The organism is Zunongwangia pacifica (assembly GCF_023499215.1).
Taxonomy (GTDB): Bacteria; Bacteroidota; Bacteroidia; order Flavobacteriales; family Flavobacteriaceae; genus Zunongwangia; species Zunongwangia pacifica.
Genome location: NZ_JAKHSK010000013.1, coordinates 82,526 through 97,402 on the forward strand (window position 1 = coordinate 82,526; position 14,877 = coordinate 97,402).

Genomic DNA, 14,877 nt, shown 5'->3' on the forward strand with positions numbered 1-14,877 from the left:
TAATGAAAAAGACCATTTTGGCCATTTCAGGAAGTGTTTTAATGCTTACTTCCTGTGTTTCTTCAAAAGTGTATAAAGATCTGGAAAGTCGTCATGCCGATCTAAAACGGGATAACCGCGAACTAAAAAGCGAATTAGATCGACTAAAAGGTGTAGATGAAGAGCTTGCGGAACTAAAAGCGGAGCATGAAAGCTTAACGGCTGAAAGGGATAAACTTAAAAATGAGCTGACCAGTTTGCAATCTAATTACGAGAATTTAAAAAGTTCTTATGATGCATTAGAGAAAAATTCTTCCGCAGCAATTGCAGAAAATTCTCGCCAAAATCGCGAGTTATTGGCACAGCTTGAAGAAAAAGAGAAAACACTGGCAGCCGAGCAGGCCAGATTAGAAAAATTACAGAAAGATTTAGCGGCGCGTTCACAGCGTATCGACGAGCTGGAAGGCTTAATCGCGGCTAAAGATGCTAAAATGAATGCCTTAAAAGATGCCATTTCTAAAGCTTTAACCGATTTTGAAGGAAAAGGACTTACCGTAGAGCAACGCGATGGGAAAGTATATGTTTCTATGGAAAATAAATTACTTTTCAATTCAGGTAGCTGGGCTGTAAATGCCGATGGTCGCCAGGCGGTAAACCAGTTAGGGAATGTATTGGCCCAAAATCCTGATATTAGCGTATTAATTGAAGGGCATACCGATAATGTGCCTTATGGTGGTAACGGTCCGTTAAAAGATAACTGGGATCTTTCTACAAAAAGGGCAACGGCTATCGTACAAATTTTAAGAGAAAATAGTAATATCGATCCACAAAACCTAACGGCTGCCGGCCGTGGTGAATATGCTCCCGTAGCGACTAATGATACTGCGGAAGGCAAAGCCAAAAACCGAAGAATCGAGGTGATCTTAACACCAAAATTAGATGAGGTTACCAAGCTTTTAAACGAAGTAGATTAATCCTTCCTGGCGGAAATGAATCTTCCGTAGAAAGTTAATAATATTGAAATGTCCTTTTGAAGTTTTCAGAAGGGCATTTCTTTTTTAATCTTTGTTCGAAATTCGTCGTTTTTGGCGATCATTTTTTCTGAAATAAAAGCTATGAAATACACTACGTTACCAAATACCGATATTAAAGTGAGTAAAATCTGTCTGGGTACCATGACCTGGGGAGAACAGAATACTGAAGCCGAAGGCCACGAACAAATTGAGTATGCGCTCGATAAGGGGATAAACTTTTTAGATACTGCTGAAATGTATTCGGTGCCTGCAAAACCAGAAACGCAGGGAAGTACCGAAAAAATAATTGGTAGCTGGCTAAAGAAAACAGGACGCAGGCAGGAGATCGTGTTGGCATCTAAAATTGCCGGCCCTGCCGATATGGTTTCTCATATTCGGGAAAATATGGGGTTTAGTAAAGAAGCGATTAACGATGCAATTGATAAAAGTCTTAAGCGATTGCATACCGATTATTTGGATCTATATCAGTTGCACTGGCCAGAGCGAAATACTAATTTTTTCGGAAAACTTGGTTATAAGCATCGGGAAGATGAAGAATGGGAGGATAATTTTAAGGAAGTGCTGGAAAATCTTCAGCAATTGGTAAAAGCAGGTAAAATTCGCCATATAGGTGTGTCAAATGAAACCGCTTATGGGTTAAGTCGGTTTTTAGAAGAAAGCCGGCTTCATGATTTACCGAAAATGATTACCGTCCAAAATCCCTATAGTTTGTTAAACAGAAAGGATGAAATAGGCCTAACTGAGGTGCTTCATCGTCAAAATGTAGGATTATTGCCATATTCTCCATTGGGAATGGGAACCCTTTCAGGAAAGCACTTAAACGGTATTGTAGAAAATACGCGCTTAAGTTTATTTCCGCAGTATAAAAGATATTCCGGTGAAGTAGCTGTTGAAGCCACCAAAGCCTATAAGGAAGTTGCGGTAAAGCACGGACTTTCTATGACGCAAATGGCATTGGCTTTTGTGAATCAGCAGCCATTTGTGACCAGTAATATTATCGGAGCTACAAAGTTAGAGCAGCTTAAAGAAAATATCGCAAGTATCGATCTAGAACTTTCAGATGAGGTTTTAGCGGATATCGAAAAAGTACATGAAAAATACCCAAATCCGGCTCCTTAAATTAGATATAAGATCGCTTCGCTTCAGGAAACAAGAATCAAGACGAAATAGTCACTAAAATTCGATAGTTCTAAACTATTTTTTAAAAGATATTTCTCGAATCTTGTCCCTCTCGAAATGATGGGTTTTTAGTTTATGAACAATTTATATGCTGAATTCTGATAGCTAAGAGCTGCAAGCTCAATCACAACGGGGCCACTAAACTCTCATGAATAAACGATGCGCTTTTGTTTTTAGGTCGAACATGGTACCAATCACCGGTTTTTCCTAAGAGCTGAAGCGTATCTTGTTTTTTTGCCTGTCCTAAAATTCGGGAGTTTGAAGTGGTAGGGCTATCCCGAAGGTTGGCCATACTACTTTTGGTGATTAAATTGGTTGAATTTTTATCGAATTTGGAGATTTCTGGTTTAAAATCTTCTGACTGTTGTACAAAGTGAAGCGGATTTATAGCGCCGTATTTATAAATCCCGAAATGCAGATGAGGCGGAGTAGTCCTGGCATTTCCGGTATTTCCCACAAAACCTAAAGTGTCGCCTTTTTTTACACTTCCAGAAATTTTGACAATACTATCTAAATGCGCGTAATATAAAGACTGGCCTCTTTTGGTATCTCGTAACCAAACCTGCTTTCCGCCAAGACCTTTTTCTCCGGTAAATCCAATGCGGCCATTTGTTGCCGCGAGCACAGGAGTGCCTCGTTTAGCAAAAATATCGATGCCCTCATGACGGCGAGCGCCACCATCCCGATCAGCTCCCCAATAGCTCTGGATGTTACTATTTTCACCTTCTGCAACCGGAAAAATATAAGCTGGTTTTTTATCGAATTTCAGCACAAAGTCAGACTGTGTTTCTATCGCAGGCTGAATCACAATTTTATACCTACCAGATTCCTTAATTTCATATTTAAATATTTTCTGATCAATTTCGGTACTTTCAATGTTTTCAAAACGTTGAATGCTATCTTTGGTAATTCGGTAAAAATCAATAAAAACAAGATCGTTTATAGAATCGGTGAAGATTTCAAAATTAAAAACCTCACCGGTATTTAAATTCATTTCATACGAATAAATAGGGAAAGATCTGGGTGTAAATTGCCCATTTTCAGCATAAGGCAATTCAATTTTTAAACTATCCTGTAAACCAATGTTATGCTGTTGCTCCCAAAGCGAAAATAATTGGTCTGAAATATTATAATCCCGCTTATAAACCTCTTTTGCCGTTGGATTTGTAATAAAATCGGTCGCTTTATTTAAACGGGAACAGGATCCAAAAATTAGGGCAAGAAATATATAAAATAAGCACTGCTTCAAGTCTTTCAATTTTTTTCAGTTGAATAGACGCAGTAATTATGCCATAATTATGCGAAAAGCTGACTTACAACATCTTCGATTTTTGAGACTTTAATGACTTCGATAGTATATGAAGTTTTGGGTAATTTACTTTGTTTAGAGATCATGATCTTTGCAAAACCCAGTTTTTCGGCTTCTAAAATTCGCTGGTCTACGCGGGTAACCGGTCTAATCTCTCCAGCCAGACCCACTTCAGCCGCAAAGCAACTATCTTTTTCTATCGAAATATCTTCGTTAGAGGATAAAATAGCGGCCACAACGGCAAGATCGATCGCAGGGTCGTCTACGCTAATTCCTCCAGTGATATTTAGAAAAACGTCTTTTGCGCCCAATTTAAAGCCCGCTCTTTTCTCTAAAACGGCCAAAAGCATATTTAATCGCTTGGCATTATAACCGGTAGTAGATCGCTGTGGAGTCCCATATACGGCGGTACTTACCAGAGCCTGAATTTCGATCATTAGCGGTCGCATTCCTTCTAAAGTGCTGGCAATGGCGGTGCCGCTTAAATCTTCATCGTTTTTGCTGATTAATATTTCTGAAGGATTGTTTACTTCTCGCAAACCGCTACCCTGCATTTCATAAATTCCCAGTTCATGAGTGCTTCCAAATCGGTTTTTGTGGGAACGCAGAATTCGGTATACATGATTGCGATCCCCTTCAAACTGAAGCACGGTATCGACCATGTGTTCTAAAACTTTTGGCCCTGCTATGCTTCCTTCTTTGGTGATATGACCAATTAAAATAACAGGCACATTACTTTCTTTAGCGAACTTTATTAATTCAGAAGTTGTTTCGCGAATTTGGGAGATGCTTCCGGGAGCACTTTCAATATAATCGCTATGCAGTGTTTGGATTGAATCTATAATGACTACTTCAGGAGAAACCTCTTCAATTTGCCTAAAGATATTTTGTGTTTTTGTTTCAGTGAGAATATAACAGTTTGTCGAATTTGGATCGATGCGCTCAGCACGCATTTTTATTTGTTGCTGACTTTCCTCTCCCGAAACGTATAAAACTTTATAAGGGAAGCTTAACGAAATTTGAAGTAAAAGCGTACTTTTCCCTATTCCCGGTTCACCACCAAGAAGTGTTAGGGAGCCGGGTACAAGTCCGCCCCCCAAAACACGATCTAATTCGTTATTTCCTGTCTTCCAGCGATATTGTGGTGCGGTTTCAATTTCATTAAGTCGTAAAGGTTTTGCCGCTCTTTTAGTTTCGGTTTTTGCTGAAGACGTCCAGTCTTTTTTAGCTGGTTTTTCAACAATTTCTTCAACTATCGTATTCCACTCTCCACAAGCATTACAACGGCCTTGCCATTTAGAATACTGTGCGCCACAATTTTGGCAATAATATGCTGTTTTTACCTTCGCCATAACAGCAAAGATAATTAATAGCCATTGGCTTTTTTAATTTCATTAGCTCTTTCCAACATAAAATCGGTTGTTAAGAAAGAGATGGGTTCTTGGCTATAGGCTTTTTGATAGGTTTTGATGGCACGTTGCGGATTACCGGTTTCTTCTTCCCATCGGGCTTCAAAATAGGTGGCCAGCATGGTATTTGGATAATGTTCTGCCGCCATTTTACTAAGTTCTTTAAAATCTTCCCAGCGTTTTGTTTTTTCAATTGCCTGATTGATGGCCAGAAAATCATTTAATCGAATTTGTTTTTGAAGACCAAATAGCTCGTTAATGGTATTGTATTTGTCCTGTAAATATTCTGAAAGGCTTATACTGGTTTGAAGTAACGTTGTTTGATACTCTTTTTGTGAAATTGGGCGATAAATCTCAAAAATATTATCGATAGCTGAGGGGATTGCTTTTCCTACCAGAGAGTAATGAGTAGCCCCATCAAAATTATCAAACTTATAGTTTAAAAGTGTGTTGTTTATATCTTTAAGCTGACTGTCGAAAGCGTTTATTGATTCCTGAAGTTGAGGAATGTCATCTGATCCTGTTGCCAGGTAATACCATATTTTTTTATCGGTTTTTTCAAAAATTTCGCCCAGTCTTACATTCATTTTTGGTGCGTAATCTGGACTTAGGTTGATGTAAGCATCAAAAATGGGGTGGTCTTTTAAAAGATAAAAATTCATAAAGTTGGCGGTGAGATCATGGCCCACGATGACGTGGAAAGGCGCCACGCGATACTTGCTGGCGATATGCTGCATTAACTCCATGCCCAAGAATTCAAAAAAAGCAGCACCTTCTTCGCTGGGCAAATAACGGCTTTCATCATAGTACGAGTCGGCTTCACGGCTACGACCCTGGTTTACGCCAACCACGATCATTTCTGGAGCATCTTCCCAATAGGAGTAATAATCTACCATTCCTGCAACGGGTTCAAAAAGATAATCTCCATCTAATACCAGCATTACAGGATATAGTTTTTCCTTGTTTTCTTCATAATTTCTTGGAAGCTGAATTTTAATTTCCCTTTTAGTGCCAAGCTTTTCTGAAGAGATCGTCTCATAGGAGGTTTGGGCAGAAATTATCCATGGGCAGATAATTACCACCATTAAAAGTAGTTTTTTAATCATAGGTGTTTATTTAGCGACGATCAATATAAATAATTATTTCCTTCTGTTAAGGATTGGAAGAAAAATAAATGAAAGTCCGCCAAGCACAAGGTTTAACAGCGTTTGTGAAGCCCAAACGACCCAGCCAAAAGCTTCGCCGCCCTGCCTGTAAATACTAAAAAGTGTTAAAATACTACCAATTGCGATAGGATAAACACCAATACCACCGTTGGTTACAGATATGGCAAAAGAGCCTACTACGAATGCGGCTAAAATCGCCCCAAAACCGGCATCGCTCGTTTCGGGAATTGCAAAAGTGACCACATAAAACATCATCACATACATAGTCCAGATAAACAGGGTGTGAAAGATAAAAGCCCATTTTTGTCGCATTTTTAAAATGCTTCGCATCCCTTCAAGCAAGCCTTTTGCAAAGTTTTTAATTTTACGAAGTAACGGAAGTTTTGATTTTTTGATAAGGATTAAGCTAAGGGTTCCCATAATTACAAGGACGACAAATGCTCCTATAGTAAAAATGGGATTGATATTATTTTTAGCAAAATAGGTGAGTACATTATCGGTTTGAAGAATTACTGCAAACGAGATAATACTTAATAGGATCACTAAATCGGCAAGGCGCTCTGAAATTATGGTACCAAACCCTTTTTCAACGGGAATATCTTCGTAGGTTTTTAAGGTTGCGGCCCTAAGAAATTCCCCAGATCGCGGAATTCCTAAATTAGCCAGATATCCGGCCATCACCGCCATAAAACTATTTCGAAATCTAGGTTTGTAACCTAAGGGTTCTAGCATAAACTTCCATCTATAGGCGCGTGAAAGATGAGAAAGAGTCCCTAAAACCAAAGAAAGACCTACCCAAAAAGGATCGGCCTTTTTAATATTTTTAATAAGTTCTGCCCTCTCGGCAGGTGTTGAGCTGTTGTAACTATACCATATTAAAAAAATCCCCAATAAAAGGGGAATAATAGTTTTAAGTATTTTTTTAAGCTTAGCGTTCAACCAGTCAAATTTTAGTTAAGCAGATTATTTTCTTCGTTAGGGAAAACAATCGCAGGTTTAAAACTCTTAGCTTCTTCAAAATCCATAATGGCGTAACAAATAAGGATAAGTACATCGCCTTTGGCCACCTTCCTGGCAGCTGCCCCGTTTAAAGTGATCTCTCCAGAATTTCTTGGGCCTGGTATGGCGTAAGTTTCTAAGCGCTCACCATTGTTATTGTTAACGATTTGTACTTTTTCACCTTCAATAATATTGGCTGCGTCCATCAAATCTTCGTCGATGGTGATGCTGCCAATATAATTTAGATCGGCACCAGTTACTTTTACACGATGAATTTTAGATTTTACTACGTGAACTTGCATGATTTTAATTGTTAAGAGCTAGGTTGTCGATTAGCCTAATATCGCCTGCGTAAGCAGCAATAAAGGCACGATAGGTTTCTCCCTCTCTTTTTTCAGTTAATTTTTTTAAAGTTTTGGCATCAGAAATTTCGAAATATTCCAGTTCTAAAAACGGATAATTTCTAAACTGTTGCTCTACCCATTCATTTATATAATTTGCACTTTTTGTGCCAAAAAGCGTTTTCGTTTCTTTTAGGGTTTCAAAGATAAAGGCTGCTTTTTCGCGTTGCAAATCATTTAGTCGTTCATTACGGCTACTCCTTGCAAGGCCAGATTCTTCTCTTAGGATGGGGCAGCCAACGATTTCTACGGGAATCGCTTCTATTTCGGTAAGTTTTCTAATAATTTGTAATTGCTGGTAATCTTTTTCCCCAAAGAAAGCCTTATCGGGTTCTACGGTTTTAAAAAGCAATTTTACCACGGTTCCTACTCCGTCAAAATGTCCGGTTCTGTGTTTTCCTTCCATTACAATATCCAGTCCGTCAAAGTCAAAATGCTCAGAAATGACTAAATCGCCATATAATTCATTGGCATTTGGGGTAAAGACAAAAATTTCTTCAGAAATTTCTTGAAGTAAATTAATATCTTTTTCCAGATTTCTGGGGTATTTTTCCAGATCGTCGGGATTATCAAATTGTGTGGGGTTTACAAATATGCTTACTACAACCTGATCGCAGGATTTAAGTGCTTCTTTTACGAGGTATAGATGCCCTTCGTGCAAAGCCCCCATGGTTGGTACTAAACCAATAGTTTTACCAGCGCGCTTTTTTGTAGCCAAGCTTTGCTTTAAAAGTTCTTTTTCTTTAAAAACCTGCATTGTAATTTAAAATTAATAGCGTGCAAACTTAATATATCTCTGGCAATCTGCATAAAATTTTGTAATTTTGCGTGTTTTTTGTTCGCAACCGCACTTTAAAGAAAAAATATATGAAAGATAAGAGGATATTGTACGTCTCGTCTGAAGTTATACCTTACTTACCTGAAACCGAAATATCATCCACATCTTTTGAAGCCGCAAGAATGGTGAATAACATTGGAGGGCAAATTCGAATTTTTATGCCAAGATTTGGTAATATTAACGAACGACGCCACCAACTACATGAGGTTATTAGGCTTTCTGGGATGAATATGGTGATTAATGATTTAGATATGCCATTAATCATAAAAGTAGCTTCGATCCCAAAAGAAAGAATGCAGGTTTATTTTATTGATAATGAGGATTACTTTAAAAGAAAGGCAACTTTATCTGATGAGGATGGTAACCTTTTTGATGATAATGACGAGCGCGCCATCTTTTTTGCGAAAGGTGTTATCGAAACAGTAAAGAAATTAAACTGGTCTCCAGATATAATTCACGTACATGGCTGGCTAGCGTATATGTTACCATTGTACTTAAGGAATTATTATGGGAATGAGCCATTATTCAAAGATGCAAAAATTGTGACTTCTATTTACAATGAAAACTTTGATGGTACGTTAAATGAAGAGATGAGGGATAAAATCTTGTTTGACGGAATGGAGAAAAGGGATCTTAAACACCTTAAGGAGCCTAGTTTTGTGAATTTGGCCAAAACGGCCGCAGATAATTCGGATGCTGTGATTATTGGTAGTGACGATCTGCCAGAAAACCTGCTGGATTATTTAAAGAAAATTAATAAACCATTACTTCCGTATAAAACAAGAGAAGAATTCTCACAGGCTTATCAGGATTTTTATACTACAAAAATATTAGCGGAATAGTAATTCTTATTTACATGAATTTATACAAAGGGATTTTAAAAATAACAACAGTTTTTGTTGTTATTTTTCTTTTAGCATCTTGTGATGATGATTTTAGTAATATTGGAGGAGAGATCATAGAGAATCCTGCCGGTGTGCAATTACGGGAATACGATGTGAATGCATATACAGTAGATTTAAAATCTGTGCAAACCAATATAAGTTTTAGTGCCGGACAAAGAATTCAAAACACAAAACTTTTGGGGGTTTATAACCATCCGGTTTTTGGAGAGAAAACAGCAAGTGTTTTATCACAGGTGCGTTTAGGGAAAACCTCACCAGAGTTTCCGGAAGGAGCGGTTTTAGATAGTGTGGTATTGAATTTGCCTTACTTTAGCACAAAAACATTTGATGATGAAGAATCCAAATATCAATTAGATTCTATTTACGGGGAAGGGGGCTTTAAATTGAGCATTAGAGAATCAAGATATTTTTTAAATGATCTGGATCCTTCAGAAGATTTTGAGAAACCTCAAAAATATTATTCAGATCAGCAGCCACTTTTCGAACAGTTTCTAACTGATGATAACATCTATGTGAATGAAAATTTTGTTCCTTCAGCAGATAGAATTCGCTTTATTGGTAAGAATGATGAAGGCGAGGCAGATACTACTTATACTGCGCCTGCCTTGAGAGTGAATTTAAATAAAGACTATTTTCAGCAAAAAATAGTGGATAAAGAAGGAAGCGCAGAACTTTCCAGTGCAAGTAATTTTACCGATTATTTTAGGGGCTTGTTATTTAAAGCTGAACCTTTATCGAACGAGGGGAGTATGATATTATTCGATTTTGCCAATACCAGTTCAGGGATTAACCTTTATTACTCTTATGATAAAGAAACAAAGAATGATGAGGGTGAGACGGTAAATAAAAAAGTGATTGATAGCCTGGGATTACGTTTTGGGGCTAATATTGTGAATACTTTTGAAGGAGAATATCCTGATCAATTAAGAGAAAATATTGCAGGTGCTTCAGAAAATCTTTATCTTGAAGGCGGTGAAGGCACCATTGGAGTTATTGAAATTTTTAATGATGATGATTTAGAAGGTTTAAAATCTGAAAATCTAATTATTAATGAAGCGAATCTCGAATTATATGTAAATAATGATTTGATGAATGGCGCTAATGCTCCAAAACGTCTTTATCTTTATGATCTTAATAATAATTCGGTCTTGATTGATTATAGTACAGATCTTAGTAGAAACCAAAATAATCCTTTTAATTCCAGAACTATATTTTCTTCTTTACCTGTGACGAATGAGGAGACGGGAGAAACTAAATACACTTTAAGGTTAACGCAGCATGTTATTAATCTTATAGAAAATAGTGATGCTACTAATGTTAGGTTAGGTGTTGCAGTAACTTCAAACATAGAGCAGATTGCTAATGTAGGGGTAGGAGAGAGTACACCTGAAATTCCTGGAGATGATAAGTTAGAAATGGTTCCTGCCAGTGCTATTATTACTCCTGAAGGTGCAGTGTTTTATGGAACTAATGCTTCAAATGAGGATACGCGGCTTAAGCTAAGAGTGTATTATACATCGACAGACCTGTAACCCAAATCTTAATATGTGCGGAATAGTAGGATACATTGGGCATAGAGATGCTTATGATGTCGTTATTAATGGTTTAAAGCGGTTGGAATATCGAGGTTATGATAGTGCAGGGATTGCGCTTTATGACGGAGAAACTTTAAAAGTGTGTAAAACCAAAGGAAAGGTTGTTGACCTGGAAAAGAAAGTGCAACAATCCATAACCTCTAATGGTTCTATAGGAATTGGGCATACCCGTTGGGCAACGCACGGGCAGCCAAATGATACAAATTCACACCCTCATTTATCAAATTCTGGTAATCTGGCGATCATTCATAATGGAATCATCGAAAATTACGATGCCCTTCGAAAGGAATTAAAAAAACGAGGCTATACTTTCCAAAGTGATACCGATACCGAGGTTTTGGTGAATCTTATAGAAGATGTAATTAAAAACGAGGGCGTTAAACTTGGGAAGGCTGTTCAGATTGCTTTAAATCAAACGGTAGGAGCGTATGCTATTGCTGTTTTTGATAAGAGAAAGCCAGATGAAATTGTGGTAGCCAGATTAGGTAGTCCCCTTGCTATAGGTATTGGTGATAATGAATATTTTATTGCCTCAGATGCTTCTCCGTTTATTGCATATACTAATAATGCCATTTATCTTGAAGATGGTGAAATGGCTGTAGTACGACAGGGCAAGGAGGTGAAAGTTCGCAAAATACACAATGATTCTGAAGTAGATGCTTACGTTCATGAATTACAACTCAATTTAGAGCAGATAGAGAAAGGTGGTTACGACCACTTTATGCTTAAGGAAATTTACGAACAGCCAAACGCCATTCGTGATACTTATCGTGGGCGACTGTTGGCAGACGAGGGAATCGTGAAAATGGCAGGCGTAGATGATAATATAGAAAGAATCGCTAAAGCCAAACGTATTCTTATCGTTGGTTGTGGTACTTCCTGGCATGCCGGTTTGGTAGCAGAATATATTTTTGAAGATATGGCGCGTATCCCTGTAGAGGTAGAGTACGCTTCAGAGTTTAGATATCGAAATCCCGTAATTACAGAAAATGATGTGGTGATTGCTATTTCTCAAAGTGGGGAAACGGCAGATACCATGGCGGCTATTAAATTGGCTAAAGAAAAAGGTGCTTTTGTTTTTGGGGTTTGTAATGTGGTGGGATCTTCAATTTCCCGCGAAACCATGGCGGGTGCTTATACCCATGCCGGTCCAGAGATTGGTGTGGCCTCCACCAAAGCTTTTACTACCCAAATTACGGTACTAACCTTAATGGCATTGAAGCTTGGTAAGTACAAAGGAACAATTTCAGGTTCAGACTTCAGGTTGCTTTTACAGGCTCTGGAAGCCATTCCGCAGAAAGTAGAAAAATTATTGCAATCAGATAAAGTGATTAAAGAGATCGCAGCTACCTATAAAGATACCAGAAATTGTATTTATTTAGGAAGAGGTTACAACTTCCCGGTAGCTTTAGAAGGGGCATTAAAACTGAAAGAAATTTCATATATCCATGCTGAAGGTTATCCTGCTGCAGAAATGAAGCATGGTCCAATTGCATTGATTGACGAAGAAATGCCGGTTGTGGTCATTGCTGTTCGAAAAGGACATTACGAAAAAGTAGTAAGCAATATTCAGGAGATAAAATCCAGAAAAGGAAAGATCATTAGTTTGGTAACCGAAGGAGATGTTGAGGTAAAGGAACTGGCTGATCACGTCATCGAAATTCCCGAAACGATCGAGTCTCTTACACCTTTATTAACCACAATACCTTTGCAGTTGCTTTCTTATCATATCGCAGTGATGCTAGGAAAAAATGTAGATCAGCCAAGAAACCTGGCAAAATCGGTAACGGTAGAATAAGGTAGAAAAGGTAAGTGCAGGATAATAATATGGTATTTTTTTAATAATCTTAGGCTTTAAGAGCTAACTTTTTAGGCTATAAAAAAAGTTATTTCTTTGGAAGTATGAAATTATAAAGAAAAAACTATCTTTGCAGCCAAATTTGTGGCCTATTTTTATTTATAGATTTATAAATCAGCTAGGTAGGTTGCGGGTAGATTTAAATAAAAAACATTAAAGAAATTAATAATGTCTAAAGTAACAGGTAAGGTTGCCCAGGTTATTGGCCCTGTAGTCGATGTTTCCTTCGATTCGGAAAATGAATTACCAAAGATTTACGATTCTTTGGAAATCACCAGACAAGATGGTTCTATTTTAGTTTTAGAGGTGCAAACACATATTGGTGAAGATACTGTTAGAGCTATTTCTATGGATTCTACAGATGGTTTAAGCCGTGGAGTAGAAGTTATAGCTACCGGAGCTCCTATCCAGATGCCAATTGGAAGTGATATTTACGGGCGTTTATTCAACGTAGTTGGAGATGCTATCGATGGATTAGGAAATCTACCAAAAGCTGGTGAAGCAGGATTGCCAATTCACCGTGAAGCTCCAAAATTTGAGGACTTATCTGTTTCTACTGAAGTTTTATTTACTGGTATTAAAGTAATCGACCTTATCGAGCCTTACGCAAAAGGTGGTAAGATTGGATTATTTGGTGGTGCTGGTGTAGGTAAAACAGTACTTATTCAGGAATTAATTAACAATATTGCAAAAGGCCACGGTGGTCTTTCTGTATTTGCTGGTGTAGGTGAGCGTACTCGTGAAGGTAACGACCTTCTTAGAGAGATGCTTGAATCTGGTATTATCAAATACGGTGACGATTTTATGCACTCTATGGAAGATGGTGGATGGGATCTTCAAAAAGTAGATAAAGATGTAATGAGAGAATCTAAAGCTACTTTCGTATTTGGACAGATGAACGAACCACCAGGAGCACGTGCTCGTGTGGCATTATCTGGACTTACCATTGCAGAATACTTCCGTGATGGAGCAGGAGAAGGACAAGGTAAAGACGTTCTTTTCTTCGTAGATAACATTTTCCGTTTTACTCAGGCTGGTTCAGAGGTGTCTGCACTTCTTGGTCGTATGCCATCAGCGGTAGGTTATCAGCCAACTTTAGCAACAGAGATGGGTGCGATGCAGGAAAGAATTACTTCAACCAAAAATGGTTCGATTACCTCTGTACAGGCGGTTTATGTACCTGCAGATGACCTTACCGACCCTGCGCCAGCGACAACTTTCGCTCACTTAGATGCAACAACCGTACTTTCACGTAAGATTGCTGAGCTTGGTATTTATCCTGCGGTAGATCCTCTGGATTCTACTTCAAGAATTCTTACTCCAGAGATCTTAGGAAAAGATCATTACAATTGTGCACAACGAGTAAAAGAGCTTTTACAACGTTACAAAGAACTACAGGATATTATTGCCATCCTTGGTATGGAAGAACTTTCTGAAGATGATAAACTTGCGGTATCACGTGCAAGACGTGTGCAACGTTTCTTGTCTCAGCCATTCCACGTAGCAGAGCAGTTTACCGGTCTTAAAGGGGTGTTAGTAGATATTAAAGATACTATTAAAGGATTTAATATGATTATGGATGGTGAGTTAGATCATCTTCCAGAAGCAGCTTTTAACCTTAAAGGAACTATAGAAGAAGCTATCGAAGCTGGAGAGAAAATGCTAGCTGAATCATAAAATAGTATAGAGCTATTTAGCGGTTAGTGATTTAAAGCTAACTACTAACTACTCAATACTCAATACTAAGAACTATGTATTTAGAAATTGTAACTCCAGAAGCAGTTGTTTTTCAAGCCGAGATTGAAGCGGTAAAGGTTCCTGGGATCGAAGGTGAGTTTCAGATGCTTAACAATCACGCACCAATCGTGTCTACGTTAACAGATGGTACGGTAAAGATTAATCTTGCTGCTTCAAGTTCAGAGGTAACGTCACAGTTATCTTCAGATTTTAGACAAGAAGGAAAAGAATTGTTTTACCCCATTAAGGGAGGTGTGCTTGAAATGAAAGATAATAAAGCGATCATTTTAGCCGACTAACATAATTCTGAAATTATATAAAAAAGCCTGTTGTTTTTGCAACAGGCTTTTCTTTTTGGGTTCTTTCAACTTAGTTATAAAATGTCTTATCGGTTACTCCAGACCTGATTTGGAATCTCATACTGTCCTGATAAAAAAACTAAGGACTACAGCTAAAATCAAGCCCGCC

13 protein-coding genes are annotated in these 14,877 nt (G+C 38.0%); 7 read left to right on the forward strand and 6 right to left on the reverse strand.

What is annotated here, in order from left to right; genetic code table 11:
- The first annotated feature begins 2 nt into the window (after positions 1-2).
- Together L1967_RS10725 and L1967_RS10730 are read left to right on the forward strand one after the other, a co-directional pair.
- Positions 3-953, forward strand: coding sequence for an OmpA/MotB family protein (locus L1967_RS10725; protein WP_249601626.1), 951 nt, complete (start codon positions 3-5; stop codon positions 951-953).
- Between the two features lie 141 nt (positions 954-1,094).
- Positions 1,095-2,132 carry an NADP(H)-dependent aldo-keto reductase gene (locus L1967_RS10730; protein ID WP_249601627.1) on the forward strand — a complete coding sequence of 346 codons (1,038 nt, stop codon included), beginning with the start codon at positions 1,095-1,097 and terminating at the stop codon, positions 2,130-2,132.
- Positions 2,133-2,316: 184 nt separating this feature from the next.
- On the opposite strand, the gene L1967_RS10735 is transcribed toward L1967_RS10730, so the two are convergent.
- From L1967_RS10735 to panC, 6 genes are read right to left on the reverse strand one after another with little or no spacing between them, the layout of a single operon-like run.
- On the reverse strand, positions 2,317-3,441 hold the full coding sequence (locus L1967_RS10735) for a M23 family metallopeptidase (RefSeq protein ID WP_249601628.1): 1,125 nt from the start codon (positions 3,439-3,441) through the stop codon (positions 2,317-2,319).
- Positions 3,442-3,488: 47 nt separating this feature from the next.
- Positions 3,489-4,853 (reverse strand): DNA repair protein RadA, encoded by a 1,365-nt coding sequence (radA, locus tag L1967_RS10740; protein WP_249601629.1) that lies wholly within the window; start codon positions 4,851-4,853, stop codon positions 3,489-3,491.
- A 14-nt stretch (positions 4,854-4,867) separates the two neighbouring features.
- On the reverse strand, positions 4,868-6,016 hold the full coding sequence (locus L1967_RS10745) for an alpha/beta hydrolase (protein ID WP_249601630.1): 1,149 nt from the start codon (positions 6,014-6,016) through the stop codon (positions 4,868-4,870).
- Between the two features lie 33 nt (positions 6,017-6,049).
- On the reverse strand, positions 6,050-7,015 hold the full coding sequence (locus L1967_RS10750) for a lysylphosphatidylglycerol synthase transmembrane domain-containing protein (protein ID WP_249601631.1): 966 nt from the start codon (positions 7,013-7,015) through the stop codon (positions 6,050-6,052).
- Positions 7,016-7,026: 11 nt separating this feature from the next.
- Positions 7,027-7,377: an aspartate 1-decarboxylase gene (gene panD, locus L1967_RS10755; RefSeq protein ID WP_013073881.1), complete on the reverse strand. Its 351-nt coding sequence runs from the start codon at positions 7,375-7,377 to the stop codon at positions 7,027-7,029.
- Positions 7,378-7,381: 4 nt separating this feature from the next.
- Positions 7,382-8,233: a pantoate--beta-alanine ligase gene (gene panC / locus L1967_RS10760; RefSeq protein ID WP_249601632.1), complete on the reverse strand. Its 852-nt coding sequence runs from the start codon at positions 8,231-8,233 to the stop codon at positions 7,382-7,384.
- A gap of 110 nt (positions 8,234-8,343) precedes the next feature.
- Here panC and L1967_RS10765 point away from each other — a divergent pair, with 110 nt between their 5' ends.
- From L1967_RS10765 to L1967_RS10785, 5 genes are all read left to right on the forward strand, one after another.
- On the forward strand, positions 8,344-9,156 hold the full coding sequence (locus L1967_RS10765) for a glycogen/starch synthase (protein ID WP_249601633.1): 813 nt from the start codon (positions 8,344-8,346) through the stop codon (positions 9,154-9,156).
- A 14-nt stretch (positions 9,157-9,170) separates the two neighbouring features.
- On the forward strand, positions 9,171-10,751 hold the full coding sequence (locus tag L1967_RS10770; protein ID WP_249601634.1) for a BamH family beta-barrel-assembly machinery protein: 1,581 nt from the start codon (positions 9,171-9,173) through the stop codon (positions 10,749-10,751).
- A gap of 13 nt (positions 10,752-10,764) precedes the next feature.
- Complete coding sequence (gene glmS, locus L1967_RS10775; protein WP_249601635.1) at positions 10,765-12,612, forward strand: glutamine--fructose-6-phosphate transaminase (isomerizing); 1,848 nt, start codon at positions 10,765-10,767, stop codon at positions 12,610-12,612.
- A gap of 228 nt (positions 12,613-12,840) precedes the next feature.
- On the forward strand, positions 12,841-14,349 hold the full coding sequence (gene atpD / locus L1967_RS10780; protein ID WP_249601636.1) for a F0F1 ATP synthase subunit beta: 1,509 nt from the start codon (positions 12,841-12,843) through the stop codon (positions 14,347-14,349).
- A 74-nt stretch (positions 14,350-14,423) separates the two neighbouring features.
- Positions 14,424-14,708: a F0F1 ATP synthase subunit delta/epsilon gene (locus L1967_RS10785; RefSeq protein WP_249601637.1), complete on the forward strand. Its 285-nt coding sequence runs from the start codon at positions 14,424-14,426 to the stop codon at positions 14,706-14,708.
- Positions 14,709-14,877 lie beyond the last annotated feature (169 nt).